Source organism: Sulfitobacter sp., assembly GCF_036961165.1.
Taxonomy (GTDB): domain Bacteria; phylum Pseudomonadota; class Alphaproteobacteria; order Rhodobacterales; family Rhodobacteraceae; genus Sulfitobacter.
Genome location: NZ_JBALVJ010000030.1, coordinates 15,596 through 39,894, shown reverse-complemented (window position 1 = coordinate 39,894; position 24,299 = coordinate 15,596). Strand labels below are relative to the sequence as shown.

Here is a 24,299-nt window from a genome sequence, read left to right as displayed (position 1 = left end):
CGCAGCAACCTACGGAAATTACCAACACGAATCTCTTGCCTCAGTTCATATTTCATATATTCAAGAATTATGGAATATTTGCTTCTTGATCGCCTTTCAACCCTTAGCCACCCCCAGCGCATGGCGGTGTTCCGTCTGCTTATGCGACGCTGTCCTGACGAACTACCTGCGGGAGAGATTGCCGCAGCACTCGCACTTAAAGCGAGCACAGCATCGGTATATCTTTCTACGCTGACACAGGCAGGGCTGATCACAAAACGCCGCGATGGCACGCGACTACTTTATGCTGTTAACCTTGACGCCACACGCGCGGTTGTAGCCGGGTTATTCTCAGACTGCTGCCGTGGACGCGCAGACCTATGCCCACCGCAATTCGCGGACCTGCTTGGCACTCTCGCCTCATCCGAGAACAGAAAGTTCAACGTCCTTTTCGTCTGCACCGGAAACTCCGCCCGCTCGATCATGGCCGAGACCATTTTGCGGGACTTGGCGGACGACAAATTCACAGCGCATTCCGCAGGCACGGCACATCGTTCCGAACTCAACCCGTTTGCTGTCGAAATGCTGAAGTCAAAAGGGCATGACGTGTCCCACCTCCATTCCAAGAACCTGACCGAATTTCAGGGGGCGGATGCACCCATGATGGACTTTGTCTTCACTGTCTGTGACCGCGCCGCGAATGACGACTGCCCCACTTGGCGCGGTCAGCCCGTGTCAGGCCATTGGGGCATGCCCGATCCCGTCAAAGCACAAGGCTCCGAAGCGGAAAAACGGCTCGCCTTCCACCAGACATACGGCTCCCTGCACAACCGGCTCACAGCGTTCACAGCCCTATCGTTCGAGGCTTTGGACGGTGGATCGCTGCAAAAAAAAATTGATGCCATCGGCAAAGAAGCCGTCACAAAGGATCAACCAGCATGACCACATATGCCATCAACGGCCTTGGCCGCATCGGAAAACTCGCCCTGCGCCCGCTTTTGGAACGTGGCGCAAAGATCGCCTTCATCAACGACGCGGTGGGCGATCCGGCGATGCATGCACACCTGCTGGAATTCGACTCGATCCACGGGCGCTGGCCTGCTGCATTTTCTGCGGATGAGACCTCCATCACCATCGACGGCACCCGCATTCCCGTGACCGGCACCCGCAACCTTATAGAGCTGCCGCTGGACGGTGTCGATGTGGTCATCGACTGCACCGGTGCCTTCAAGACCGAAGCCAAGCTTGCCCCCTATTTCGCGGCAGGCGTCAAAAAGGTCATCGTCTCTGCACCGGTCAAGGACGGCCCCACGGCCAACATCGTCTACGGCGTCAATGACGATACCTATGATCCTGACCAACACCGCATCATAACCGCCGCTAGCTGCACCACCAACTGCCTCGCCCCCGTGGTGAAGGTGTTGCTGGAGGGGATCGGGATCAAACACGGCTCAATCACGACGATCCATGATGTCACCAATACCCAAACGATTGTGGACCGCCCAGCCAAGGACTTGCGCCGCGCGCGGTCTGCCCTGACCAATCTGATCCCGACCACCACTGGATCTGCCACCGCGATCACGCTGATCTATCCAGAACTTAAGGGAAAGCTGAACGGCCACGCGGTGCGGGTACCCCTGCTGAACGCCTCCATCACCGACTGCGTCTTCGAGATGGCGCGCGAGACAAGCGCAGAAGAGGTCAACGCCCTGTTCAAAGCCGCCGCCGATGGCCCGTTGAAAGGTATTCTGGGATATGAGGAGCGCCCGCTGGTTTCCTCCGATTACACCAATGATCCGCGCAGCAGCATCATCGATGCCCTCTCGACCATGGTCGTGAATGACACGCAGGTGAAGATCTATGCCTGGTATGATAATGAATTCGGCTATGCCAACCGTCTGGTTGATGTGGCCCTGATGGTGGGCGGCAAGCTGTGACACGTCCTGCGGGCCTTGCTGCATATATGACCGTTACGGCGGCCTATTGGGCCTTCATGCTAACCGATGGGGCGCTGCGGATGTTGGTGCTGCTGCACTTCCACACACTGGGCTTCTCTCCGGTGCAACTGGCATATCTGTTTGTGCTCTATGAGATCGCAGGCGTGGTCACCAACCTTTCCGCAGGCTGGACCGCAGCACGCTTTGGGCTGACAAAGACGCTCTATGCGGGGCTGGCCTTGCAGGTCATCGCCTTGTTGGCGCTGGCACAGCTTGATCCGGCTTGGAGCATCACTGCGTCGGTTGTCTTTGTCATGCTGGTGCAAGGGCTGTCGGGCGTGGCCAAAGATCTGGCAAAGATGAGCTCGAAAAGTGCCGTCAAAATTCTCGCGCCTAGCGATGGCGCTGGCCTGTTTCGCTGGGTCGCGGTTCTGACGGGATCAAAGAATGCGGTGAAAGGGTGCGGATTTCTGCTGGGCGCGGCGCTACTTGGGGCGGTCGGGTTTGTGCCGTCAGTGCTGGGCATGGCTGCGGTGCTTTTTGCCATGCTGATTTGCGTATTTTTCGCTATGCCTGCGGGTCTGCCTAAAGGGCGCAAGGACGCAAAATTCACCGAAGTGCTGTCCAAGAACCGGAACATCAACTGGCTGAGCGCCGCGCGCCTGTTTCTATTCGGCGCGCGAGATGTCTGGTTTGTTGTCGGCATCCCTATCTACTTTTACGCAGTGCTGTCGGACGGCAGCGAAGACGGCAACCGGGCGGCGTTCTTCATGATCGGCAGCTTCATGGCGGTCTGGACGATCCTCTATGGCATTGTGCAAGGCTGGGCACCGCGCATCCTGCGCGCAGCTTCGCGAACCGAGGCAGAAACACTGACGCAGGCGCGCAACTGGGTTGGGTTGTTGATCATTGTGCCGACGTTGCTGGCCGCTTTGGTCTGGCTTGTGCCAACAACCTCGCCCGCGCTCACAGGTGCGATTGTGCTGGGGCTGCTGGTCTTCGGGGGGGTGTTCGCCGTCAACTCGGCGCTTCATTCATACCTGATACTCAGCTTTACCGATGCCAAGCGCGTCACGCTGGACGTGGGGTTCTACTACATGTCCAACGCGGCGGGTCGGCTGGCAGGAACCCTGTTATCAGGGCTGACCTACCAGATCGGCGGACTGGCGTTGTGTCTTGGCACGGCGGCTGCAATGATCGGGCTTAGCTGGCTGGCGGTATCCCGGCTTGAACCCCAAACGCAAAAAGGCGCGATTGTATGAGCATTTTCGAGAGATACCTGTCGCTGTGGATTGCACTGGCTATGGGCGCAGGCATCCTGCTGGGTAACTTTGCGCCAGCGGTGATCACTGCAATCGCTGCGGCGGAAGTGGCCAGCGTCAACCTCGTGGTGGCTGTGCTGATCTGGGCAATGGTCTATCCGATGATGGTCGGTGTCGATCCTGCGTCCTTGCGCAATGTGGCCAAGCAGCCGCGCGGCCTGATGATCACGCTCGTCGTCAACTGGCTGATCAAGCCCTTTACCATGGCAGCCTTGGCCGTGCTGTTTTTCCAGTACATCTTTGCTCCGTGGATCCCGCCCGAGGATGCGATGCAGTACATTGCAGGGCTGATCCTGTTGGGGGCCGCGCCCTGCACTGCGATGGTATTTGTCTGGTCACAGCTCACCCGCGGGGATGAGACCTACACCCTGCTGCAAGTCTCGGTGAACGACCTAATCATGGTCATCGCCTTTGCCCCGATTGTCGCGTTCCTGCTGGGCGTGACCGATCTGACCGTGCCGTGGTCTACGCTTGTGTTGTCGGTCGTGCTGTTCATCGCGCTGCCGTTGGTGGCGGGGCTAATTACGCGTAAACAGCTCGGCTCCCTTGAGGCGATCTCCGCGTTTCAGGCGCGGGTGAAGCCATATTCCATGGTCGGCCTTATTGTCACCGTCATGATCCTGTTCGGCCTTCAGGGGCAGGTCATCGTCTCAAAGCCGTTCATCATCGTGCTCATTGCCGTTCCGATAATCCTGCAAAGCTATGGTATTTTCGCCATTGCCTATGCGGCGGCCTTTGCGCTCAAAGTGCCTCACCGTATCGCAGCCCCCTGCGCGCTGATCGGTACGTCGAACTTTTTCGAGTTGGCCGTCGCCGTCGCCATCAGCCTGTTCGGGCTGAACTCGGGCGCCGCATTGGCAACGGTCGTCGGCGTTCTGGTCGAAGTGCCGGTGATGCTGACGCTGGTGGCATTTGCCAACCGGACGCGGGTGCGCTTTACGTAAGACCGCTGTCAAACAAAGTGTTGCGTCAATGCTGTCCGAGCACTCATGCCCGGGCCGCGATCAATCGCCTGTCACTCAAAGAAAGTTGCATTGCGCCCGCCCACAACGACATCAAAGCGATAGCCCAGCTCGACGTCGCTGTCAGGTGTCTCATACGGCTGCCCGATGTTGCGCTCGAATGCGTCTCCCATGAGGATCGCCATGGGATCGCTAGCATTGTTCTCGTCTCCAGGGAAATACATCTGCGTGATCAACCGAGACGATCCACCAGTGACCGACACATGAATGTGCTTGGGCCGCCAACGCCCGATATCAGGCCGCGCCAGATAGGCACCGGGGCTGATTGTCCAGAACGAGTAACGCCCTGCCTCATCCGTCACTACGCGCCCCAGCCCGAGGAAATTTGGGTCCAGCGGCAACCCGCTGTGATCTTCGCTGTGCGTGTAGCGACCGAAGGTATTGGCGTTCCAAATCTCCAGCATCGCGCCTGCGACAGGTCGGCCCGTTTCACTGCGCAGGGTGCCCGTGACCTCGATAGGTTGGCCTTTGGCGCGCGGACGGCCCGGTGCGATGCGGGTCATATCCGCCTCGTGCTGTCGGCTCATGGCGCGCGCCGGAGCGAAAGATACAAAAGAAGCACGTGCGGCTTCGGGGATTAGACGCAACCGTTGCCGCGGTGTGCGCTGGTCAGACGTGTTGTCCGTGGGGCCGATTTCGAGCAGCCTGCCTTGCTTGTCCATATCCAACACTCCCTTAGCCTGCAAAATCATCAAAGAAGAGAGTTTCACCCTCACCGGCCATGACCACGTCGATCACATAAACCTCATAACCGTCCCGCGTGCGCCCGTCATGACGCGCGATCAGCTTAAGCTGATCTTCATCGGGCAATGCCCCCAACAACGGATCGGACGCATTGGCAGGCTCATCGTCAAAAAACAGTTGGGTGATAATTCGGCTGATCCCGTCCGAGAAGATCGTAAGCGTCATACAAGGCGCGCGGCCCGCAGTTGCCCCGGGTTTGATGCTTCTGAACTCAAACGCGCCACTGGCGGTTCGGATGCGGCCAAATCCATGGAACCAAGGATCCAGATCGGGGTGGTTCGCATTGGCAGGCGTGTCGTAGATGCCTTTGGCATTGGCCTGCCAAAACTCCAAAAGTGCGCCATTCGCCAGATCGCCGTGGCGGTCCAGCACCCTGCCAGCGATGCTCCGCCGTCCCAAGCTTTTGCTGCGTGGTGCGTTGTTGATGGCGGACCTGATGCTGGGCTGCGTACCCATCCTTTGGGCGCATGCCGTGACTTCCGTAACTGGAGAACATGCCGTGAGCGCCGTAGAGCTGCAGGCGGTAGATCACGCTTGGGCACCGCAAGGCGCGGCCCAGCGCTTTGAGGTTGATAGTCTATGTCTTGGCCATGGTCTGATTCCTGCGATCAAGACCGCGCAATTGGCCGGGGCGAAAATTCGCCATGACCCCGCTCTTGGCGGTTGGGTTCCAGTGGTCAAGACGGACGGCAGCACCGATGTCGCAGGGCTCTACCTATGCGGTGATGGTGCTGGCATTCGCGGGGCGGATGCGGCGGAAATCCAAGGCACGCTGGCGGGGCTAAGAGGGGCCAGTGATCTGGGAGCCGAGGGGCTGGCGGAGGAAATGCGCGTGCTCACCCGTGCGCACGGGGAGCGGTCAAGTTTCAGGCGGGCTATGACCGCGTTGAGCATACCGCGCTCTGGCATGGCACAGTGGAGCACGGCGCAGACCATCACCTGCCGATGTGAAAACCTGACGCGCGCTGAAATAGAAGCCGAGATCAGCGCAGGAGCCACTAGCACCAATGCCGTCAAATCCGGTCTGCGGGCCGGCATGGGGCCTTGTGGTGGCAAGTTCTGTCAGACTGCAATTGCACAAATGATAGCCAGCCAGACCGACTGCGCCCTTGGCGACATTCCCCCACCCACGCCGCGCCCGCCGCTGCGCCCTGTGCCCGTCTCGGCCATGTCCAAGGGGTTTGACTATGACGATCTCCCCATCCCGAAACCCGCACCGCTATGAGTCAGCATTACGACATAGCCGTCATCGGCGGCGGCATCATGGGATGCGGTGCAGCACTTCGGGTGGCGGAAGGTGGCATGCGCCCTATCCTGCTAGATCTGGGCGATTTGGGCCAGGGAGCTTCGGGCGTGAACGCCGGCACACTGAGCTTGCAGATCAAGCGGGTCAAACTGATCCCTTACGCGCTGCGCGGACACAAGATGTGGGAAGAGATGGGCGATGCTATCGGCTTTCGCAAAACCGGCGGCTTTACCGTGGCCTTCAACAACCGCGAGGCTGAACTGCTGCAAGAGAGGCAAACGCTCAAGGCGGCGGCAGGCGCGCCAATTGAATTTGTCTCTGTCGAGACGTTGCGCAAAGCAGAGCCTACCCTATCGCAGAAGGTAAAAAGCGGCAAGCTTTTGCGCCGAGGACAGCTATGCCAACGCCTCGCTGACGGGTCAATACTACCGCGCAAAGCTGCGCGCTGCGGGCATCCCCTACCGTGAGCGCTGCGCGGTTACTTCCATTACTCAAAGCGCGCAAGGATTCACCCTTGAGACGGCAAAGGGGCCAGTTCACGCCACCCGCGTACGGCTTGCCGCCGGCGGTTGGTTGCAGCCTGTGGCGCAGATACTGGGCGTTGAACTGCCCGTGCAGGCGCGCATCAATACCGTCTCAGTGACCGAACGGATGCCACCGATCATGTCCCATGTGATCGGCCATGCCACCGGTCTTTTAACCATGAAGCAAAAGGCCAACGGCACGGTGCTGGTTGGCGGCGGCTGGCAAGGGCGCGGCACCCCACAAACAGGGCGCGGCGACGTCACTGCCGAAAGCCTGCTGCCCAATCTGGCACTTGCGCAATTTGCCGTGCCCGCCCTTGGCGATGCCCGCGTTTTGCGCAGCTGGACGGGGTTCGAGGCCAATGTCCCCGACTTCTACCCGCTGGCAGGCGCCCTCCCGGGTGTGCCCCATGCATTCGTGCTCGGTTGTGTGCGCGGCGGCTATACCATCGGCCCGTATATCAGCAAGCTGATGGGCGACTTTATCCTTGGGCGTGAGCCAGAAATGCCCCTATTCGATCCGGGGCGCGACTTTGAGAAAGCACTGACATGACCAAAACTGACCCAAGCCGTCTGGACGGAAAGCTTGCTATCGTGACCGGAGGAGGCTCCGGCATTGGCGAGGCAACGGCACATGTCTTTGCCCAAGCAAGCGCAACAGTTGTGGTTACGGGCCGGAGGCTGGAGCCGTTGCAAGCCGTCGCAAATACAATTGGCGGTCATACGATTGCCTGCGATGTCTCCGATCAGGATCAGGTGCGCGCGATGTTTGCCCAAGCGGTGCAGATCACCGGCCGCATCGATGTGCTGCTCAATAACGCAGGCGGGCCCGGCCCGATTGCGCCGGTGGCCGAGGTCGATATGGCCGAATGGCTAACGTGCATGAACATCAATCTGGTGGGGGCGATGTATTGCCTGCAAGAGGCGGCCAAGATCATGGGAGCGCAGAAATCCGGCTCTATCATCAATATGTCCTCGCTCATGGGCATACAGGGCTATCCCATGCGTTCGGCTTATGTGGCGTCCAAATTCGCGCTCATCGGCATTACTGAATCGATGGCGCGAGAGTTGGGGCCGCTGGGCGTGCGGGTAAATGCGCTGATGCCCGGCGCCGTGTCCGGAGAGAATATGGACCGTATTCTGGCCAAGCGCGCCGCGGCAAAAGGGCGTCCTGTGGAAGAAATAGAGCGGCAGAATTATACGGATGTGGCTGCGCTGAAACGCTGGGTCACCCCCGAAGAAGTCGGCCGCGCCGCGCTTTATTACGCGTGCGATCTGTCCTCTTCTATCACGGGTGACAAGATGAAGGTGGATTGCGGGCGTTTCTGAGAGAATGCCGTCAACGCGGCGCAATCCAACCCGCATACTGCCGACGCAACAGATCCAGTTTTGGGTCAATATAGCGCGTGCAGAACGGGGCCTCGGGGTTGCGCGCGCGGTAGTTCTGAAACTGCGGATCAGAAATTTTGAACCGGTGATGGGGCAATACCTGTGTCACCAGAGGCGCTGCGAAATCGAGCGCCAACCTACTCAGCACCGCTTCGAATTCGTCAACTTGCGCCTGTGAGCAAACATAGACTGCGCTGCGGTATTTACCGCGCATCTTGTGGTTCGAGGTACTGGCATGGGTGCGCAGATGGATACCCACCAGCACCTCTAGCGGGATCACCGCCGGATCAAAGGCGATCTCGACCGCTTCTGAATAGCTATCGTTTGGTGGGTCAGATGTGATGAAGCCCTGAGAAACGCGGCTTAACCCGCGCAGTGCGCTGAACACCGCTTCGGTGCACCAGTGGCAGCCGCCGCCGAAACCGATGCGCTGCACGTCCATCACCGTTTTCCGGACGTGCAGCGCAACCGGATTACATCCGTGCCGCGATCAGGCGGATCAGTTTCTTGTGGTCGGCGTCAAAGTTGCGGATGCCTTCGGCAAGCTTCTCAGTGGCCATCGCATCGGCGTTCATTTCCCAGCGGAACAGCGCTTCGGTCATCTTGACCGGGGCGACACCGCTGGCGCTTTCAGGGGACAACACGCGGGTGAGCGTGCTAGGGTCCTTGGCCATCTCGTCTAGCAGGCTGGGCGCGATCGTCAGGTTGTCACAGCCGGCCAGCGCCTTGATCTGGTCGGTGCTGCGGAAGGACGCGCCCATCACAACAGTCTTGATGCCGTTGGATTTGTAGTAGTCATAAATCGCCCTGACAGACTTCACACCCGGATCTTCATCGGGGGCATAGCTGTCACGGCCTTCGGCCTTCTTGTACCAGTCAGTGATGCGGCCAACGAACGGCGAGATCAGGAAGGATTTCGCATCCGCACAGGCCACTGCTTGCGCCATGGAGAACAGCAGCGTCAGGTTACAATCAATGCCTTCGTCTTGCAGGATTTCCGCCGCGCGAATACCTTCCCAAGTCGAAGCCAGCTTGATCAGGATTTTCTCTTTGCCCACGCCGCGCTTGGCATATTCAGCGATGATCGCCCGCGCGCGTGTGACAGAAGCTTCGGTGTCAAAAGACAGGCAAGCGTCAACTTCAGTTGAGACGCGGCCCGGCACCAGTGCGGCCAGTTCTGCGCCCATCGCAACGGTCAGCACTTCGGTCACCTGCTCGGCGTTCAGGCCAGCGGCTTTGCCCGCTTCGATCTCGCGCTTCACCAATTCCTCTGACGCGGGGTCTTCCAGCGTCTTGAGAACAAGCGACGGGTTGGTGGTACAATCCACTGGTTTATAGGTCTTAACGGCGGCAACTTCGCCGGTATCGGCAACCACGGTGGTCATGGTGCGCAGTTGATCCAACACATTTGTCATATCATGTTCCCTTGCTTTTGCGTCCGGCGCGGGCGTACTGCCTTTGTCGAATCCGTCAGTGTTTGGTTCGGTGTAGCGGACCTGTACCCGTGAATCCATCCATGCCGCTGCGCCGCGCAGCAATCCCCGAAGATGAGGCGAGGATACTTGTGGCAAATCCACGCCTTGCCGCTACGATATTCAGAGCCACCCCTTACAAAGTGAAATCACCCCTATGTCTCGCATCAATGCCCTGACCCAAGCCGCCACTTACTTTGACAGCGGCGCCCTTCAGTCTGAACTGACCCATCTGGTGAGCTTTCGCAGCGAAAGCCAGAACCCTTCACAGGCCGAAGTTATTGAGAGTTATCTGGAAGCCGCGATGCGCCCGCGCCTGGAGGCGATGGGCTTTACCTGCACCCTCTACGAGAACCCCACCGGCCGCGGCTGCCCTTTCCTGCTAGCGCTCCGGATCGAGGATGCAGCCCTGCCCACGGTGCTGTCCTACGGCCATGGCGATGTCGTGCTGGGACAAGACGATCAGTGGCGTGCAGGACTGGACCCGTTCACATTGACCGAAGAAGGCGATGTACTTTATGGCCGCGGTGCCGCTGACAACAAGGTGCAGCATCTGGTCAATATCGCCGCCCTTGAAACGGTGCTGGCGGTGCGCGGCAAGCTGGGATTCAACGTCAAGATCGTGCTTGAGACCGGAGAGGAGATTGGCTCTCCGGGATTGGCGGAGATGATGGAGCGACATCGCGAGACGCTCAGCGCAGATGTGCTGATAGCTTCGGATGGACCAAGGCTGAGCGCGGATGTGCCCACAATGTTCATGGGCTCGCGTGGGGGCGTCAGTTTCGATCTGGCCATAGAGTTGCGTAAGGGCGCGCATCACTCGGGCAATTGGGGTGGATTGCTAGCCGATCCGGCAATGATCTTGTGTCATGCGCTGGCCAGCATCAACGATGCACGCGGCCAATTGCTAATCCCCGAATGGCGCCCGACCAGCCTTACCCCAGTAGTGCGCGAGGCCCTTCGCAAGCTGCCAGTTGGCGCAGCGGAAGGGCAGCCGCAGGTGGATACTGATTGGGGCGAGGAAGACCTCACACCGGCAGAGCGCGCCTACGGCTGGAACAGCTTTGCCATTCTGGCGATGAAGTCCGGCACCCCCGAAGCGCCGCTCAACGCGATTTCGGACAGCGCCCGCGCCACATGCCAATTGCGGTATGTGGTGGGCACCGACGCGCAAGAGGTTCTGCCCGCGTTGCGCCGCCATCTGGACGCCCATGGCTTTCACAAAGTCCGTATCGAGAGTTCGGACGAAGGCATCTTTGCAGCCACGCGACTGGACCCCGAACATCCGTGGGTTGGGTATGTTAAGGATTCAATTATCCAGACCACCGGCAAAGCGCCCCATGTGTTGCCCAATCTGGCAGGTTCGCTGCCAAATGACTGCTTCGCCGATATTCTCGGCCTGCCAACGATCTGGATTCCACACAGCTATCTGGGGTGCAACCAGCACGCACCGGACGAACACGTCCTAAAGTCAGTCTGCCGCGAAGCCATGCAGATCATGGCCGGCCTGTTCTGGGACATCGGGGAAAGCACTCCGGCGCAGGGCTAGGCCGTTTCGACTTGGGCGAATGCGGGAACCGACAATCCACCAGCGGCTAAGATATATTGGACTACGGCTTCGGCCCCTTCCCCGTGGCGCAGCGCGCAAAAGACAAACGGCAAATCGCCGCGCATGCGTTTGGCGTCGCGGTCCATCACCTCCAATGAGGCCCCCACATGAGGGGCCAGATCGGTCTTGTTGATTACCAACAGGTCGGATTTGGTGATGGCAGGCCCGCCTTTGCGCGGGATTTCCTCGCCTGCGGCGACGTCGATAACATAAAGCGTGAGGTCAGCCAGTTCAGGGCTAAAGGTGGCCGACAGATTGTCGCCGCCACTTTCGATCAGGACAAGCTCAAGATCAGCGTGGCGGCGCTGCATCTCGGCCACGGCGGCCAGATTAATCGAGGCATCCTCGCGGATAGCAGTGTGCGGGCAGCCGCCTGTCTCAACACCCATCACACGGTCTTGCGGCAGAATTTGCATGCGCATCAACGCTTCGGCATCTTCCTGTGTGTAGATATCATTGGTAATAACACCCAACGACAGATGCGGGTGCAAGGCGCGCGCGATGGCGGCGGTGAGAGTGGTCTTACCAGCCCCGACAGGGCCACCGATGCCCACCCGCAGGGGGCCATTCATTTTGGTCATGTGCGAAAAATCCTGTGGTTAAGTGTTTCATGCCGCATGGCGGCAATGTCAGAGGCGAAGGTGGCGCTCAGTAGTCCCTCCATCCCCTCGTCGCTTGCCTCGGCGCTTATCTGTGGGCACAAAAGGCTAAGCCGACGCAGCACCGCCTGCCCTTCGGTCTGGCCCAACGGGACAAGCCGCACTGCGCAAGAAACAAGGTTCGCCACGAAGGCCTGTAGGTACAACGTGGCTGTCAGCCCGGCCGGTAGATCAAGCAGCCTTGCGGCATACCCCACGGAAACCGGATGCAGGAGGTCCGGTAGGTCCACCCCCCAAATGTCACGGGTGGTTCGGGCAAAAGCACTGCCCTGCTGGGCGCTTTCAAACAAACGCTCGGCGCTGGGGGAAAACGCGCGCGCCTGTGCATCAAGCACTTCAACGCGGGCAAGATCATCACAGCTATGCGCCACATGCACAAAGATCGCGTCCGTGTGCCCCGTGCCGTGATGCAGCAGATCGCCCAACCACAACTCAAGCTGCGCAGCCGTGCTGATGCCGCCCTCCTGTATCGCCACCTCAAGCCCGTGCGAATAGGCGAAGCTGCCCAACGGATAGGCCGGTGAGAACCACTGGCTGAGGATCAGGATCGGATCAGTGGGCATGGTCGTGATCATGTGCCGTGTGTCCGTGCTCATGACTGTGGGTGCGCCCGTGCCCATAGGCGCCGCCTTCCGGCGTAAAGGGGCGCAGCACCTGCATGACCTTAGCGCCCAGATGCTCAAGCATATGGCCGATCACCGGATCATTCTGGATCAGCAGATGGTCTGTTTCGATCTGGCACGGCGTATGGCGGTTGCCGATGTGCCATGCCAACTGCACAAGGTTTTCGCCCGTGATCTCCAGCAACTCTTCCTCTGCGGCAATCACCTCGACCAACTGCCCTTCTGTCGTCTCGAAGGCATCACCGTGATTGAGCGATGTGGTCTTGGGCAGGTCCACAAGCATGCTTTGCCCATCAAGCGTCTGGATTACTTTTCGCCGTAAAAAGCGCCCGCCATAGCTGAGCTTGCAAGTGTCGGTTGCGCTGGTCCAAGTGCCTGCGAGCCGGATGGTCTGGGTGAGGTGGTCAGTCATATTAAGCTTTCAATTGCAGTGCTCTGGAAACGTAGATTTGTGAAACCTGCGCCGCCGTCAGAACATGAAGTATCGCTGCGCCATGGGCAGCACTTCGGCAGGCTCGCACGTCAGCAGGACGCCGTCGGCGCGGACTTCGTAGGTCTCAGGGTCCACCTCAACCTGCGGCGTGGCGCTGTTGTGGATCAGGTCCTTCTTGCCGATGGTGCGGGTGTTTTTGACGGCGATGGTTTTTTTGGCCAATCCAAGGGACGCGCCGATGCCATCGGCGTGGGCGGCCCCTGACACAAACGTCACCGAAGATTCCGTAAGCGAGCGGCCGAAAGCGCCAAACATTGGGCGGGAATAGACCGGCTGCGGTGTGGGAATGGAGGCATTGGTATCGCCCATCTGCGCCACAACGATGGTGCCCGCCATCAGCACCATCTCAGGCTTCACGCCAAAGAAGGCCGGATTCCACAGCACCAGATCAGCGCGCTTGCCCAACTCGATCGAGCCGATCACATGGCTCACCCCTTGGGCAATCGCGGGGTTGATCGTGTATTTAGCGATGTAGCGGCGCACGCGGAAATTGTCGTTGTCGCCGATTTCCTCAGCCAGACGACCGCGCTGCTTGCGCATTTTGTCCGCCGTTTGCCATGTGCGGATCAACACTTCACCCACACGGCCCATGGCCTGACTGTCCGATGCAATGATTGAAAACGCGCCCATGTCGTGCAGGATATCTTCGGCGGCAATCGTCTCGCGCCGGATGCGGCTCTCCGCAAAGGCGACATCTTCGGGGATGGATTTATCAAGGTGGTGGCAGACCATCAGCATGTCCAAATGCTCTTCCACGGTATTCACTGTGAAGGGCCGCGTCGGGTTGGTGGAGCTGGGTAGGACATACTCCTCGCCACAGATCTTGATAATGTCCGGCGCGTGACCGCCCCCTGCCCCTTCAGTATGGAAGGCATGGATGGTGCGGCCCTTCAAGGCCGCGACTGTATGCTCGACAAAGCCGCTCTCGTTCAGGGTATCGGTGTGGATCATCACCTGCACATCCATGTCGTCGGCAACCGACAGGCAGCAATCAATCGCCGCAGGTGTCGTCCCCCAGTCCTCGTGCAGCTTGAGCGAACAGGCACCGCCGCGCACCATTTCGATAAGCGCTTCGGGCTGACTGGCGTTGCCCTTGCCTGACAGGCCGATATTCATGGGAATACCGTCAAAAGCCTGAAGCATCCGCCCGATGTGCCACGGCCCCGGGGTGCAAGTGGTGGCCAGCGTGCCATGCGCAGGCCCAGTCCCGCCACCAAAACAGGTGGTCACGCCAGAGTGCAGCGCATCATCCATCTGCTGGGGCGCGATGAAGTGGATATGGCTGTCCATGCCGCCCGCAGTCAGGATACGCCCTTCGCCGGCGATGATCTCGGTCCCCGGTCCAATGATAATGTCGACGCCGCTTTGGGTGTCCGGGTTACCCGCTTTGCCGATAGCCGCGATCAGCCCATCCTTCAGCGCGACATCTGCTTTGTAGATGCCCGAGTGGTCCACGATCAACGCATTGGTGATCACCGTATCCACTGCCCCGCCTGCGCGGCTGATCTGGCTTTGGCCCATCCCGTCGCGGATAACCTTGCCACCACCGAATTTCACTTCTTCGCCGTATGTCGTCAGATCACGCTCGACCTCGATGATCAGATCGGTATCTGCAAGGCGGATGCGGTCACCGGTGGTGGGGCCATACATGGCTGCGTATTGCGTGCGGGGGATTTGAACAGGCATATTTTCAGCTCCTCTTGAGGCCACGTTTGCCAAGGCGTTTTGCGTTTGCGCGGGTCTTCTGGCGCAGAGGCTTGATCGCAGCGGCGGTAATCTTGTCAGGCGTTTCGCCCCGCATCATCGCATGGCCTGCGTCAGCGGCAGAACGGGTCACGGCGTGCATTTTCTCGGATACCATGCGGGCGTCTTCCGCCGACGGGACAGACCAGACGCCCGCCATGCCCATGAGGCGCATGCCAATGACCATCTGCGCCTCGGCCATCATATGGGCGACCTGCACAGTATTGGTGAGATAGGCGAAAGGATCGGGTAGTATGTCTTGGTATTTCATAGCGGCTCTCCTGAGCGCTTGACTTAATAGGCGTGGAATTCAAGCAGCATGCGGGTGCGCCGTACGGTCAGTTCGGTCATGCAGGTGCTGTAGACAAGCGGCTGGATCGAGCCGCCTTCATAAGGGCTAGCATGTACCTCGCAGGCTGCATCACGGTACCCAAGCCATGCCCGCTGGGCGGCAAGCAAGGCATCGCCCTGCCCGATGGCATCGGCAAAGGATTTGGCCGGCTTCCACGCCTCATTCAGCGCGTCATCCACTTCTTGGTACTCTTTTGCAGCACACGCGTTCATCAACTGCTGGGCTTTTGGCGCAATACACTCCGCTGCGGTCTGCGCCTGCGCGACAGGTGCTAGGACCGATCCAAGGAACATGCCTGCGGCCAAGACCAACGGGCCCATGACCTTACCGTTGAAGCCGAACACCTTTCGCGCACCGCCAATCGGGATCAGTTGCACTTCGCGGCGCTGGCCCGGCTCGAACCGCACCGCCGTACCTGCGGCGATATCAAGACGCCAACCATACGCAGATGTACGGTCAAAATCGAGCGCGGGGTTAGTTTCCGCGAAATGGTAGTGGCTGCCCACCTGAATGGGCCGGTCACCGGTGTTGGCCACAATCAGCGTGATCGCCTCTGCACCCGCGTTCAGGGTAAGCGATCCGGAGGCAACCAGTACTTCGCCGGGGATCATTTCTGCACCCATCCAATGACTGCCGCACCTGCGATCACAAACAGTCCCGTCAGCAGCGGCAGCCAGTTTGGATCCGAAATGTGGTAGTGCATGTGCGCGCCGTCGTGGGCCGATGCCAAAGAAGCCGAAAGGACGACGGGAAAAGCGGTAAATAGCGTTTTCATTTCAGGAGTTCCTCTTTGGGTTCAGCGGATCGGATTATGGACGGTCACCAGTTTGGTGCCATCAGGAAAGGTCGCCTCGACCTGCACGTCGTGAATCATCTCGGGGACCCCATCCATGCATTGATCTCGGGTGATGACATGGCCGCCTGCCTCCATCATGTCCGCGACAGAGCGACCGTCGCGCGCGCCCTCGACCACGGCATCGGTGATCAGGGCAATCGCTTCTGGGTGGTTGAGCTTCACACCGCGCGCAAGCCGCTTGCGCGCGACCTCCGCGGCCATAGCGATCAGCAGTTTGTCTTTTTCTCGGGGGGTCAGTTGCATGGGTTACAGTCTCCAGACAGCGGGTAGCGGTTGGCTGGAAAGCAATTCCAGCACAGGAATCATAAAACGGCGCAGGCTCAAGCTGTCCTCGGCCAGAGCGCGCAGTACAAGAAGGCCGGGGCTGCGCAGGCTGGCACCTGCATTCTCAGGTAAAAGAGCGCGCACCTTGGGCAGCATCTGTTCCGCCTCGGGCGCGGCGAATGCCAGCGTTGCCACAACACCCGCCCCAGCCGCCATCGCCGAACGCGCCAGTTGCGCGTGGGCATCTCCGATTAGCCGGATACCATCACGGTAGATCGGCGCGCCGTTGCGGGTAACCTGAATGCGGTCGTGCAAATGCAAATCATGCACCCGCTCTCCCATTGCGGCACGCCCGAAGACAAGCGTTTCACACAAAAGCAGCCGCGCATCACCGGTCAAGTTGATGTCCAACCTGCGCGACAGGCGGGCGCGGTCGAACAGGATGGTTTCTTGTGGCAGCCAGTTAAGCCGCGCGCCCTCGTCAACCTCGACCTTAGATCTGATCTGGCCAGTGGTGCCGTCTAACGTCCGGTAAATCCGCTCAGCTGCTTGCGTGGTGATGCTAAGCTGCGCATCTCGCGCCAGCGTCGCCGCAACCTCGATCCGGTCACCACCCGTGACACCACCAGCGGTATTGACCAACACAGCTTCGGCGTCAGGGCGAAAAATTCTGGGGAGAATACACTTGAGACATCCCGACTGGCGCAGCCGCGACAGGTGCGTACCACCATCCCGCACATGCATGGATAGCACCACAGCCCCCCTCGCCCGCGGCGGGAAGGCGCTGTGCGCAACAGGGGCCTCTGCGGGCAGGTGTAGATTATCCAGACTCATTCATCTCTCTTTGCCAAAGATGAACATAGCGGCGCAGCGGGCGGTAGCTTTTTCAGGCTAAAACGGTGCGTGTTTAAGCGCTGTGCTTAAATGTCGGGCAGTTCAGCGATCTTGCGTGATCTCAACCACCGGACGCGTGCCGCCCAAGCCCGCGAAAGCCATCTGGCGGCAGGAAAATACGATCACCTGCTGGTCTGCCGCTACGCGGTGCAGCGCGGTGAACATTGCCAAAATCCGGTTATCATCAGAATAGACCAGCGCATCGTCCAGAATGATCGGCATCGGCTTGCCCTGCCGCGCAAACAGCCGCGCAAAGGCAAGACGCGTCAGGATGGCAATCTGCTCTTGTGTGCCACCGCTGAGCATATCCAGCGGTTCGTCCGCGCCGCCCCGCGCCAGGCCTTGCGGCAAAAGAGAAGTGGGATCGAAGCTGAGCGCGGCATCCGCGTGCAACAATGCCAACAGTGGCGCCAGCTCTTGTCGGACAGGGCCAAAGTAAGCCTCTTGTGCAGCACCTCGCTTGGCACGCAACGCCTCTACCAGCAACATCAGGCCTGCGGCTTCATGCTCGAACCGCGCCGCGCGTTCCGTTGCTGCCTGTAGCAAACCTGCGACCTCGTCGCGTTTTTCTTCCACGCCATCCTCGGCACGGGCACGGATAGTTGCACCCAGATCGGCAATGCGGGTTTTCAGGCGCAAACGTTCCTCGCGGGCATTCTCAGACGCCGATGTGGCGCGGGCAAGATCGGCTTGCGCATTGGCCAGATCGGGCGCGTCTTTCTGCAAGGCCTCCGACGCAGCATTGGCATCCTCCACAGCAACGCCCGCCAGCGCACAATCGCGCGCCGCCTGCGCCTTGCGACCCTCAAATTCATCCGGATCACCATAGGTCGCCGCCGCCAGATCAAACCCGGACTGGGCGGCATCACGCAAGGCTTGCGCACGTGCCAACGCGGCGCGCGCGGCATCGCGTTTGTCGCGGCTGTTGTCGTAAGTCGCACGCGCCGCATGCTCTGCCTGTTGTGCCGCCTCTAGCTGTCTTGCGACTTCAGCTGGATCGTGCTGTGCTTTAGTCCGGCTTGTTGTTGACGCTTCGACAGCCGCCAAAGCTTGTGCAACAGCGGCTTGCAGACGTTCCAAGCCTTCGGGTGCCAGCGTCTCTTGCACGTTTTTCAGCAAGGCGATCTCTGCCATTGTGTCCCGCCGCAGCGCTGCTGAGCGGCGCGCTGTGTCCACGTTCGCCATGCCCACAGCGTCAAGCGTTGTTCGAAGCGCCGTTTTCGCCTTTTCGACAGCCGCCATGTCAGCGGCAGCGTCGCCTGGATCAAGGGTCATCCGCCCGATCCCCGGCAAATCAAAAACCGCGCGCTGGCCGACTCTGTGCGCACCCGCCTCAAGCGGAACATCCTTCGAAGAAACCTTTTGCGCCGTGTCATAATCCAGATGCATCTGGACACCGCCAGCAGCAGCCTCTGCCTGCACCCGCGCGAGATCGGCCTGCGCTTGTTCAATCTGTTCCAGCGTTTGTGGCGTCACCGTTTGTGTTGCAAGGGCTGCATTCGCCTGCTCAAGCGCGTTCCGCTTTTGCATCATCTGCGCAAGACGCGCCTGTAGCTGTTCGTGCTTTTCAACAGCATTCTTGTGCAGCGCTTCGTGCTGCAACGTCTCTTTCGCGGCCTGAGCGGATGCCAGAGCGGAACTTGCCTTCACCAAAGCAGTTTGCGCACTGTTAGTGGCCGCCTCAGCCGTGCGGACATTCTGCGCCGCTTCGGAATAGGCCGCCTGAGCTGTCGAGAGCTGAGTGCGCGCGTGCTCAAAACCTTCCGCCGCCGCGATAAGCTTGTCCAGCCGCGCCTGCGCGCCCTCCATTTCAAGGCACCGCAAAGCGACCTGATCCTGCACCTGCGCCAATTTCTCTGCATGATCCTGTGCAGTCTTGTGCGCTATTTGTGCCGCTTCTAACGCAGCGGTCAGTGCCTCTTGGGTGCCAGGGGCCTCCAGCATTTCCAAGCGCATGGCGACCTCACGGCGCTGGACCAATGCATCGGATAACTCCAGACAAACACGCTCTAGCTCCGCGTGTTGATCGGTTAGGACATGCGCTTCTTGCTCCGCCAACTTCCAAGGACCGTTTGCCTTGGGTATACCCGTTGCGGTGGCGAGACGGCCAAGCGATTGCATCGCGGCTTCGATCACGCGATCCATGCGGCGGCCACCGGTGACCATGTCGATCTCACCAGCGACCGACGAAAGCAGATCACGGCGCGCGCCCAGCAGACGCTCCTTCTCTGTCTTCTCGGCACCGCTAGTACCGCCGGGTTCCAGCGCGGTCGTGCCTTGCCGCACCCACAGCAGACCTGCCGGTCCCTCAATCCCGTTGCCCATCAACTGCGCGATCCAGCGCTCGGCCTCGTCGTCCAGCGCGATCACCGTACCGCTTGCATCTTTCACCGACGCGCGTTTTTGTGCCAAAAACGATTTTTCCAGCGTGAACAAACCCTCAGGCAATTCGATCTGCGCGCTAACCCGCACCGCCCCACCCGAGCGCGGCTGGAGCGATTTAACCTCGCGCGTTGCAGCACCGTATTTGAGAAAGAACAGCGCGTGCAGGGCGTCAAAGAATGTGGACTTACCGAACTCGTTGGCCTCCGACACCACACTGACACCATCGCCGATGGCGCTGATGGTGGCGCTTTGGCCTGCGAACTTGCGGACATTGCTGAGAGTGAGGCTGCGCAGTTTCATGCGTCTGCTCCCGCAACAAAGGAAAAGAGTTGCGCCAGTGCGGTATCCGCCACACGCCGGTCAGCTGCCGATAGATCGCCGTTCTGCGCACGGGCGGCTAGCGCCTCCGCCGTCTGGCGCAGCGCTCCGCCGGAGGGGTCGATCACTTCAAGATCGGTCGCGTCATGGGCCAGCAACACCGCATCCAGATCCTGTGTGAGGTCCAGAAAGTCGGGCGCGACGTGGGACAGTGTTGACCGTAGCTGTTGCATCTGTTGAACGCCCAACCTTCCCTGCGCGCTCACCCGAAGCAGCGTGTCACACCGCGCGACCAACGGCGGCAGAGAGGCATCAAGGATTGTGGTGCAATCGTCTTGCGGCGTCAGCTCAAGCGCGATGTGTTGCCAGCCAATTCCACCAGTGTGCACGGGCGTGACTTCGGGAACCGCACCGGCCTGCGCGATGTTGACGGCCAGAGCACTGCCGCTGTGCGGGTGTTTAAAGCTGTCAGGCTCCGGCGTGCCGGAATACCATGTGTGCGTATTGACCCTGATCTGACCGTGCCAATCACCCAATCCCAGATAATCCAGTCCGGCCTTGGCAGCGCGGTCAGGCGCTATGATCCCGCTTGGCCCTTCGGCCGCGACCGAGCCAAGGCTGCTGAACTCCTGAATACCACCGTGCCCCAGACCGATCCGCAGCGCCCCTTCGGGCGTTGGCTGGTCCATATCTACGGTTAGGTCACGCCCGGGATTGCGCGTTGTACAAGGCGCGGGCAGCACATAGGCGTTGGCCATCGCAATTGGTTGAGGCGTGAGCGCCAGCAGCAGGTTGTCCGGCTTGTCGCGTTGGATGGTTTGCCACAACTCGCTTGCGGCGAGGCTATCATGGTTGCCGGGCATAAGCACCCAAGTAATGTCCTGCTCATGCGCCATCGCATTCAACGCCTGACGCGTTACCTGCGGGGCCGGAGTTTGCTGGTCGAATGTATCGCCGGCCAACAAGACCACGGATGCTCCCTGTTCGCGGGCCGCAACCGCAAGCCGCCCCAACACCTCATGGCGCGCCTGCCGCAAACGGCCACGCACCTCTTCGCTGTGGCGGCCAAAGGGCTTGCCCAGATGCAGATCGGAAGTATGGATAAATCGGAACATTTAGAGCTTTCGAACAAGGCAACCAGAGCAGCAGTCTGGCCATTTACACAGCAGATGGTCAAGGCACGATTGCGCCTATTCGAGCTTGATCCAATGGCATAAAAATAGAGATGAACCAAATGGGCGTTCAGCGCGTTAAATCTGGTAATCGCTCTGGGGGACCGCATATTTTGGAAGACCTCTCCTCGATCCGTCGATCCTTGCAGCTACTTTGCTTGATTGCGGTTTTCGTAACAGCCTATTTCGCAAAAGACCTTGTCTTGCCTATATTACTGGGAGTGCTTTTAGCCCTCACCCTTAGCCCGGTCATGCGCACACTTGGGCGTGCGGGTGTGCCAAGCAGCATTGCGGCTGTACTGCTGGTAGGGATGACTGGCGTCGTAATTATAGCCGTCATCGGCGGATCTACAGGCACCGTGGCGCTTTGGTCGGATGATCTGCCGGTCATGGGCCGCCAGATCGAGAGCAAGCTGCGCGGCGTATCGGACACAGTCGAAACCGTGCGCCGCGCTACCGAAGAAGTAGACAAGATCAATGCCGCCCCCGTTGGGACACAAGAGGTGGTAGTCAAACAACCCAGTCTTCTGAACAGCGCTATGAGCACCAGCGTTAAGTTGGGCGGGACAATCGCCGTGACGCTGGTGCTTGCAACATTCCTGCTGGCGTCCGGCAACATATTCTACATCAAACTGGTTCAGTCGTTTCAGACTCTCACCGGCAAAAAGCGCGCCCTCTCGGCCGTTTATGATGTGGAGCGGCGCGTGTCGCGGTATCTTTTCACCATCACAATCATCAACGCGGTTCTTGGTGTTTGCGTCGGAAGCCTGATGTGGATTATCGGTCAGCCCGGTGCGCATATCTTCGGGATCGCGGCATTTCTGCTTAACTTCCTGCCCTATATCGGCGGGGTCACAGGGGCAGCCATTGCGGGCGCCTAGCATTAATCACCTTTGACAGCGTCGGATACGCCATGCTTGCCCCCGCTGGCTACATGTTCCTTACCTCGGTCGAGGGGCAATTCATCACCCCCTGGCTGGTGGGCAAACGGTTGGAGCTTAACACCGTTGCGGTGTTCTTGACGGTTGTTGTCTGGGGTTGGTTGTGGGGCATTGCCGGCGCGCTGATTGCCGTGCCGTTTCTAGTCGTCTTCAAGGTTGTTAGCGAAAACGTCGAGGCCTTGAAAATCTTTAGCAATTTCCTTGATAACAGAGGTCAGGACGCCGTTCGTTTACCGGAAGAAGAAACACGCGCCCCCTGAGAGGGAACGCGTGTTCCAAATGCACTTCGCCGGAGGCCGCTGGCCTTAGCTCGCCAAAGACGGCAGCCAAAGCACGATGCCCGGGAAGGCAACGAGCAGAGCGATCGTGACCGCATCGGCGAGGAAGAACGGGGTTACCCCTTTGAACACATCCTGAACGGTCAAATCATCCCGGACACCGGCCACAACGAAACAGTTGAGACCGATAGGCGGAGTGATCAGACAGAACTCTGCCATTTTGACCACCAATATCCCGAACCAGATCGCACACATCGGGCCAGACATGCCAAAGGCACTGTCGATGGCGGCGACATTCTCACCACCGTTGAGCGCCATGACAGCGGGATATACCACTGGCAATGTCAACAGCAGCATCCCGATGGCATCCATGAACATCCCCAGCACAGCGTAAGCCAGCAGAATGCAAATCAGGATAACAATCGGCTGCATCTCAAGCGAGGTGATCCAGCTGGCAAAAGCATCAGGCAATTCGGCGAACCCCAGAAAGCGCACATAGATCAGCACGCCCCAGATGATGGTAAAGATCATCACGGTCAGCTTGGCTGTCTCCAACAGTGCCTCTTTGAGCTGGCCCCAGCGCATGCCGCGATAAAGCGCCACCAAGAAGACGATGAACGCGCCCACGGCGCCGCCCTCTGTCGGGGTGCCCCACGCATCGCCGAACGGGTTGTAGACAAAGAAGATGATGATCACGACGACCGCAACGATGGGCAAGGCAGGCGGCAGGCTTTCAAACCGCTGTTTCCATGTGAAACCCGTTACAGGCGGGCCCACGTTCTTCCAGATCATCGCGATCCCGATGATCAAAGCCGCATAAACGATGGCTGAGAACACGCCGGGGATGAAGCCGGCCAACAGCAGCATGCCCACGTCCTGCTCAACAATGATCGCATAGATCACGAGGATCGCTGAGGGCGGGATAAGCGAGGCCAGTGTGCCACCAGCGGCCACAACACCAGCCGCGAACTGCTTGTTATAGCCGATCTTAAGCATTTCGGGGATAGCAATGCGCGCAAACACCGCCGCAGTTGCCACAGAGGCACCGGACACCGCAGCGAAGCCCGCTGTCGCAAATACGGTCGAAACCGCCAACCCGCCCGGCACCCACGCAAACCAGCGCTTGCAGGCTTCGAATAGGGCGGTGGTCAGCTTGGCGTAATATGCAAGATAACCGATCATGATGAAGACAGGGATAAGGCTCAGCACCTGCGCGCTGACTTTGGAGTGTGGCGTCAGACCTGCAATCTTTGTGCTGATCTCGACCGCTTTCCAGAACCGTTCGGGATCATAGTCGAACCCGTTCCAACGCAACCAGACCAGACCTATATAGCCCGCCAGACCCGCAGCGAATGCCACGCGCATGCCCAACACGACCATGCCCAACATCCCGATTGAGACGTAGATACCAATTTCAATAGGTTCCATCAGTCAGCCCCTTCGAGAATTTTCGCTTCGGCCATCGCCTGCTCTGCAACCGTGAGCGACAGCGGCACGGCAACGGGGTTTTCAAGCCCCAACACCAGCGCACGGCAATAGCCCCACGCCTGCAACAATAGGCGCAAGGTCAGCACCCCAAAGGCAACTGGTACGACCAGTTTACTGGGCCAGATCGGCAGGCTCACATCAATCGAACTGTCGCGTGAACACCAAGGGCGGGCACAGTCGAACGAGCGGTCAAAGTGTTCCCATGCGCCGTAGGTCAGACCAACAATCAGCAACAACATCAGCAAAACCGAGATCAACTCAAATAGCCACAAGACGCGGCCTTTGAGTGCATTCACCAAGATGTCCATGCGGATGTGCGTGCCGTCTCGGGCGACATAAGAGACGCCCATAATCGCAATCACCGGCATCGCAGCTTCGATGTAATCCACGTAGCCCATCAGCGGGCTACCGAAGAATTTCCGCGCCGTGACCGAATAGGCCGCCAGAAACATCAGTGAGAAAATCGCAAGGCCGCTCAGCAGCGCGCAAAAGCGTTCTACCGGTAGCAACATGCGGTCGAGTTTGCTTAGTAAGCTGGAATCTTCCAGCACCGCAGCTGAACCTGCCATGGGCTCACCCCCCTTATTCA

The 24,299-nt window shown here is 59.5% G+C and carries 28 protein-coding genes and 1 pseudogene; 11 read left to right on the top strand and 18 right to left on the bottom strand.

Annotated features, from left to right (window positions below; genetic code table 11):
• Positions 1–69 precede the first annotated feature (69 nt).
• From V7730_RS13395 to arsB, 4 genes are read left to right on the top strand one after another with little or no spacing between them, the layout of a single operon-like run.
• Positions 70–921, top strand: a complete 852-nt coding sequence (locus V7730_RS13395; RefSeq protein ID WP_335748100.1) for an arsenate reductase/protein-tyrosine-phosphatase family protein — start codon at positions 70–72, stop codon at positions 919–921.
• Complete coding sequence (locus V7730_RS13390) at positions 918–1,916, top strand: ArsJ-associated glyceraldehyde-3-phosphate dehydrogenase (protein ID WP_335748099.1); 999 nt, start codon at positions 918–920, stop codon at positions 1,914–1,916. The genes V7730_RS13395 and V7730_RS13390 overlap by 4 nt, the downstream gene beginning before the upstream one ends.
• Positions 1,913–3,178 carry an organoarsenical effux MFS transporter ArsJ gene (gene arsJ, locus V7730_RS13385; protein WP_335748098.1) on the top strand — a complete coding sequence of 422 codons (1,266 nt, stop codon included), beginning with the start codon at positions 1,913–1,915 and terminating at the stop codon, positions 3,176–3,178. Before V7730_RS13390 ends, arsJ begins: the two co-directional genes overlap by 4 nt.
• The gene (arsB, locus tag V7730_RS13380; RefSeq protein WP_335748097.1) at positions 3,175–4,182 is read left to right on the top strand and encodes an ACR3 family arsenite efflux transporter; all 1,008 of its coding nucleotides are present in this window, start codon (positions 3,175–3,177) and stop codon (positions 4,180–4,182) included. The genes arsJ and arsB overlap by 4 nt, the downstream gene beginning before the upstream one ends.
• Positions 4,183–4,253: 71 nt before the next feature.
• Here the strand turns inward: arsB and V7730_RS13375 are convergent, their stop codons facing one another.
• Positions 4,254–4,922 carry a dioxygenase family protein gene (locus tag V7730_RS13375; RefSeq protein WP_335748096.1) on the bottom strand — a complete coding sequence of 223 codons (669 nt, stop codon included), beginning with the start codon at positions 4,920–4,922 and terminating at the stop codon, positions 4,254–4,256.
• Between the two features lie 13 nt (positions 4,923–4,935).
• Positions 4,936–5,403: a dioxygenase family protein gene (locus V7730_RS13370; protein WP_335748095.1), complete on the bottom strand. Its 468-nt coding sequence runs from the start codon at positions 5,401–5,403 to the stop codon at positions 4,936–4,938.
• Between V7730_RS13370 and V7730_RS13365 the strand changes: the two genes are divergently transcribed.
• The 4 genes from V7730_RS13365 to V7730_RS13350 are packed head-to-tail and all read left to right on the top strand — an operon-like array spanning position 5,387 to position 8,103.
• Positions 5,387–6,229: an NAD(P)/FAD-dependent oxidoreductase gene (locus tag V7730_RS13365; protein WP_335748094.1), complete on the top strand. Its 843-nt coding sequence runs from the start codon at positions 5,387–5,389 to the stop codon at positions 6,227–6,229. The two genes, V7730_RS13370 and V7730_RS13365, sit on opposite strands and share 17 nt — an antisense overlap.
• A complete protein-coding gene (locus V7730_RS13360) occupies positions 6,226–6,717 on the top strand; it encodes an NAD(P)/FAD-dependent oxidoreductase (protein WP_335748093.1) in 492 nt (163 codons plus the stop codon). The genes V7730_RS13365 and V7730_RS13360 overlap by 4 nt, the downstream gene beginning before the upstream one ends.
• On the top strand, positions 6,662–7,327 hold the full coding sequence (locus tag V7730_RS13355) for an NAD(P)/FAD-dependent oxidoreductase (RefSeq protein WP_335748109.1): 666 nt from the start codon (positions 6,662–6,664) through the stop codon (positions 7,325–7,327). The genes V7730_RS13360 and V7730_RS13355 overlap by 56 nt, the downstream gene beginning before the upstream one ends.
• Entirely contained in the window at positions 7,324–8,103 is a 780-nt protein-coding gene (locus V7730_RS13350) for an SDR family NAD(P)-dependent oxidoreductase (RefSeq protein WP_335748092.1), read from the top strand. The genes V7730_RS13355 and V7730_RS13350 overlap by 4 nt, the downstream gene beginning before the upstream one ends.
• Before the next feature lie 10 nt (positions 8,104–8,113).
• On the opposite strand, the gene V7730_RS13345 is transcribed toward V7730_RS13350, so the two are convergent.
• Positions 8,114–8,605 carry a peptide-methionine (S)-S-oxide reductase gene (locus tag V7730_RS13345; protein WP_335748091.1) on the bottom strand — a complete coding sequence of 164 codons (492 nt, stop codon included), beginning with the start codon at positions 8,603–8,605 and terminating at the stop codon, positions 8,114–8,116.
• Positions 8,606–8,636: 31 nt separating this feature from the next.
• On the bottom strand, positions 8,637–9,734 hold the full coding sequence (tal, locus tag V7730_RS13340) for a transaldolase (protein WP_335748090.1): 1,098 nt from the start codon (positions 9,732–9,734) through the stop codon (positions 8,637–8,639).
• Between the two features lie 58 nt (positions 9,735–9,792).
• On the opposite strand from tal, the gene V7730_RS13335 reads away from it, so the two are divergent.
• Entirely contained in the window at positions 9,793–11,184 is a 1,392-nt protein-coding gene (locus V7730_RS13335; protein ID WP_335748089.1) for a M20 family metallopeptidase, read from the top strand.
• Here V7730_RS13335 and ureG read toward each other — a convergent pair.
• The 12 genes and pseudogenes from ureG to V7730_RS13275 all read right to left on the bottom strand — a co-directional run bounded on the left by ureG (position 11,181) and on the right by V7730_RS13275 (position 20,946).
• On the bottom strand, positions 11,181–11,825 hold the full coding sequence (gene ureG / locus V7730_RS13330; protein WP_335748088.1) for an urease accessory protein UreG: 645 nt from the start codon (positions 11,823–11,825) through the stop codon (positions 11,181–11,183). The two genes, V7730_RS13335 and ureG, sit on opposite strands and share 4 nt — an antisense overlap.
• Positions 11,822–12,478 carry an urease accessory protein UreF gene (locus V7730_RS13325; RefSeq protein WP_335748087.1) on the bottom strand — a complete coding sequence of 219 codons (657 nt, stop codon included), beginning with the start codon at positions 12,476–12,478 and terminating at the stop codon, positions 11,822–11,824. The genes ureG and V7730_RS13325 overlap by 4 nt, the downstream gene beginning before the upstream one ends.
• The gene (locus tag V7730_RS13320) at positions 12,456–12,938 is read right to left on the bottom strand and encodes an urease accessory protein UreE (RefSeq protein WP_335748086.1); all 483 of its coding nucleotides are present in this window, start codon (positions 12,936–12,938) and stop codon (positions 12,456–12,458) included. Before V7730_RS13320 ends, V7730_RS13325 begins: the two co-directional genes overlap by 23 nt.
• Before the next feature lie 57 nt (positions 12,939–12,995).
• Positions 12,996–14,705, bottom strand: a complete 1,710-nt coding sequence (ureC, locus tag V7730_RS13315; RefSeq protein ID WP_335748085.1) for an urease subunit alpha — start codon at positions 14,703–14,705, stop codon at positions 12,996–12,998.
• Between the two features lie 4 nt (positions 14,706–14,709).
• Complete coding sequence (locus V7730_RS13310; RefSeq protein ID WP_335748084.1) at positions 14,710–15,033, bottom strand: antifreeze protein; 324 nt, start codon at positions 15,031–15,033, stop codon at positions 14,710–14,712.
• Positions 15,034–15,056: 23 nt separating this feature from the next.
• Positions 15,057–15,326 (bottom strand): lysozyme inhibitor LprI family protein, encoded by a 270-nt coding sequence (locus V7730_RS13305; RefSeq protein WP_335748108.1) that lies wholly within the window; start codon positions 15,324–15,326, stop codon positions 15,057–15,059.
• 96 nt (positions 15,327–15,422) lie between these two features.
• Positions 15,423–15,725 (bottom strand): annotated as a pseudogene (locus V7730_RS13300) (urease subunit beta); the annotation flags it as partial.
• Entirely contained in the window at positions 15,722–15,889 is a 168-nt protein-coding gene (locus V7730_RS13295; protein WP_335748083.1) for a peptidase M23, read from the bottom strand. The pseudogene V7730_RS13300 and the gene V7730_RS13295, both read right to left, overlap by 4 nt.
• A gap of 21 nt (positions 15,890–15,910) precedes the next feature.
• Positions 15,911–16,213 carry an urease subunit gamma gene (locus V7730_RS13290; RefSeq protein ID WP_335748082.1) on the bottom strand — a complete coding sequence of 101 codons (303 nt, stop codon included), beginning with the start codon at positions 16,211–16,213 and terminating at the stop codon, positions 15,911–15,913.
• 3 nt (positions 16,214–16,216) lie between these two features.
• Entirely contained in the window at positions 16,217–17,068 is an 852-nt protein-coding gene (locus tag V7730_RS13285) for an urease accessory protein UreD (RefSeq protein WP_335748081.1), read from the bottom strand.
• Positions 17,069–17,170: 102 nt separating this feature from the next.
• Positions 17,171–19,813 carry an AAA family ATPase gene (locus V7730_RS13280; RefSeq protein WP_335748080.1) on the bottom strand — a complete coding sequence of 881 codons (2,643 nt, stop codon included), beginning with the start codon at positions 19,811–19,813 and terminating at the stop codon, positions 17,171–17,173.
• Positions 19,810–20,946, bottom strand: coding sequence for a metallophosphoesterase family protein (locus V7730_RS13275; protein ID WP_335748079.1), 1,137 nt, complete (start codon positions 20,944–20,946; stop codon positions 19,810–19,812). Before V7730_RS13275 ends, V7730_RS13280 begins: the two co-directional genes overlap by 4 nt.
• Before the next feature lie 260 nt (positions 20,947–21,206).
• Between V7730_RS13275 and V7730_RS13270 the strand changes: the two genes are divergently transcribed.
• Together V7730_RS13270 and V7730_RS13265 are read left to right on the top strand one after the other, a co-directional pair.
• Positions 21,207–21,884: an AI-2E family transporter gene (locus V7730_RS13270; protein WP_335748078.1), complete on the top strand. Its 678-nt coding sequence runs from the start codon at positions 21,207–21,209 to the stop codon at positions 21,882–21,884.
• 32 nt (positions 21,885–21,916) lie between these two features.
• Positions 21,917–22,204, top strand: a complete 288-nt coding sequence (locus tag V7730_RS13265; protein WP_335748077.1) for an AI-2E family transporter — start codon at positions 21,917–21,919, stop codon at positions 22,202–22,204.
• Between the two features lie 45 nt (positions 22,205–22,249).
• On the opposite strand, the gene V7730_RS13260 is transcribed toward V7730_RS13265, so the two are convergent.
• Both V7730_RS13260 and V7730_RS13255 read right to left on the bottom strand, forming a co-directional pair.
• Positions 22,250–23,650 carry a TRAP transporter large permease gene (locus V7730_RS13260; protein ID WP_335748076.1) on the bottom strand — a complete coding sequence of 467 codons (1,401 nt, stop codon included), beginning with the start codon at positions 23,648–23,650 and terminating at the stop codon, positions 22,250–22,252.
• Positions 23,650–24,279 carry a TRAP transporter small permease subunit gene (locus V7730_RS13255; protein WP_335748075.1) on the bottom strand — a complete coding sequence of 210 codons (630 nt, stop codon included), beginning with the start codon at positions 24,277–24,279 and terminating at the stop codon, positions 23,650–23,652. The genes V7730_RS13260 and V7730_RS13255 overlap by 1 nt, the downstream gene beginning before the upstream one ends.
• Between the last annotated feature and the right edge of the window lie 20 nt (positions 24,280–24,299).

Bases quoted from the DNA above. Each gene is read 5' to 3' on its own strand.
- V7730_RS13275 (WP_335748079.1), bottom strand. From the start codon at position 20,946: ATGTTCCGATTTATCCATACTTCCGATCTGCATCTGGGCAAGCCCTTT.
- V7730_RS13305 (WP_335748108.1), bottom strand. From the start codon at position 15,326: ATGAACGCGTGTGCTGCAAAAGAGTACCAAGAAGTGGATGACGCGCTG.
- V7730_RS13310 (WP_335748084.1), bottom strand. From the start codon at position 15,033: ATGAAATACCAAGACATACTACCCGATCCTTTCGCCTATCTCACCAAT.
- V7730_RS13395 (WP_335748100.1), top strand. From the start codon at position 70: ATGGAATATTTGCTTCTTGATCGCCTTTCAACCCTTAGCCACCCCCAG.
- V7730_RS13350 (WP_335748092.1), top strand. From the start codon at position 7,324: ATGACCAAAACTGACCCAAGCCGTCTGGACGGAAAGCTTGCTATCGTG.
- V7730_RS13290 (WP_335748082.1), bottom strand. From the start codon at position 16,213: ATGCAACTGACCCCCCGAGAAAAAGACAAACTGCTGATCGCTATGGCC.
- V7730_RS13375 (WP_335748096.1), bottom strand. From the start codon at position 4,922: ATGGACAAGCAAGGCAGGCTGCTCGAAATCGGCCCCACGGACAACACG.
- V7730_RS13285 (WP_335748081.1), bottom strand. From the start codon at position 17,068: ATGAGTCTGGATAATCTACACCTGCCCGCAGAGGCCCCTGTTGCGCAC.
- V7730_RS13325 (WP_335748087.1), bottom strand. From the start codon at position 12,478: ATGATCACGACCATGCCCACTGATCCGATCCTGATCCTCAGCCAGTGG.
- V7730_RS13295 (WP_335748083.1), bottom strand. From the start codon at position 15,889: ATGAAAACGCTATTTACCGCTTTTCCCGTCGTCCTTTCGGCTTCTTTG.
- V7730_RS13255 (WP_335748075.1), bottom strand. From the start codon at position 24,279: ATGGCAGGTTCAGCTGCGGTGCTGGAAGATTCCAGCTTACTAAGCAAA.
- V7730_RS13320 (WP_335748086.1), bottom strand. From the start codon at position 12,938: ATGACTGACCACCTCACCCAGACCATCCGGCTCGCAGGCACTTGGACC.
- V7730_RS13390 (WP_335748099.1), top strand. From the start codon at position 918: ATGACCACATATGCCATCAACGGCCTTGGCCGCATCGGAAAACTCGCC.
- V7730_RS13365 (WP_335748094.1), top strand. From the start codon at position 5,387: ATGCTCCGCCGTCCCAAGCTTTTGCTGCGTGGTGCGTTGTTGATGGCG.
- V7730_RS13335 (WP_335748089.1), top strand. From the start codon at position 9,793: ATGTCTCGCATCAATGCCCTGACCCAAGCCGCCACTTACTTTGACAGC.
- V7730_RS13280 (WP_335748080.1), bottom strand. From the start codon at position 19,813: ATGAAACTGCGCAGCCTCACTCTCAGCAATGTCCGCAAGTTCGCAGGC.
- V7730_RS13260 (WP_335748076.1), bottom strand. From the start codon at position 23,650: ATGGAACCTATTGAAATTGGTATCTACGTCTCAATCGGGATGTTGGGC.
- ureG (WP_335748088.1), bottom strand. From the start codon at position 11,825: ATGACCAAAATGAATGGCCCCCTGCGGGTGGGCATCGGTGGCCCTGTC.
- V7730_RS13345 (WP_335748091.1), bottom strand. From the start codon at position 8,605: ATGGACGTGCAGCGCATCGGTTTCGGCGGCGGCTGCCACTGGTGCACC.
- arsB (WP_335748097.1), top strand. From the start codon at position 3,175: ATGAGCATTTTCGAGAGATACCTGTCGCTGTGGATTGCACTGGCTATG.
- V7730_RS13360 (WP_335748093.1), top strand. From the start codon at position 6,226: ATGAGTCAGCATTACGACATAGCCGTCATCGGCGGCGGCATCATGGGA.
- ureC (WP_335748085.1), bottom strand. From the start codon at position 14,705: ATGCCTGTTCAAATCCCCCGCACGCAATACGCAGCCATGTATGGCCCC.
- V7730_RS13265 (WP_335748077.1), top strand. From the start codon at position 21,917: ATGCTTGCCCCCGCTGGCTACATGTTCCTTACCTCGGTCGAGGGGCAA.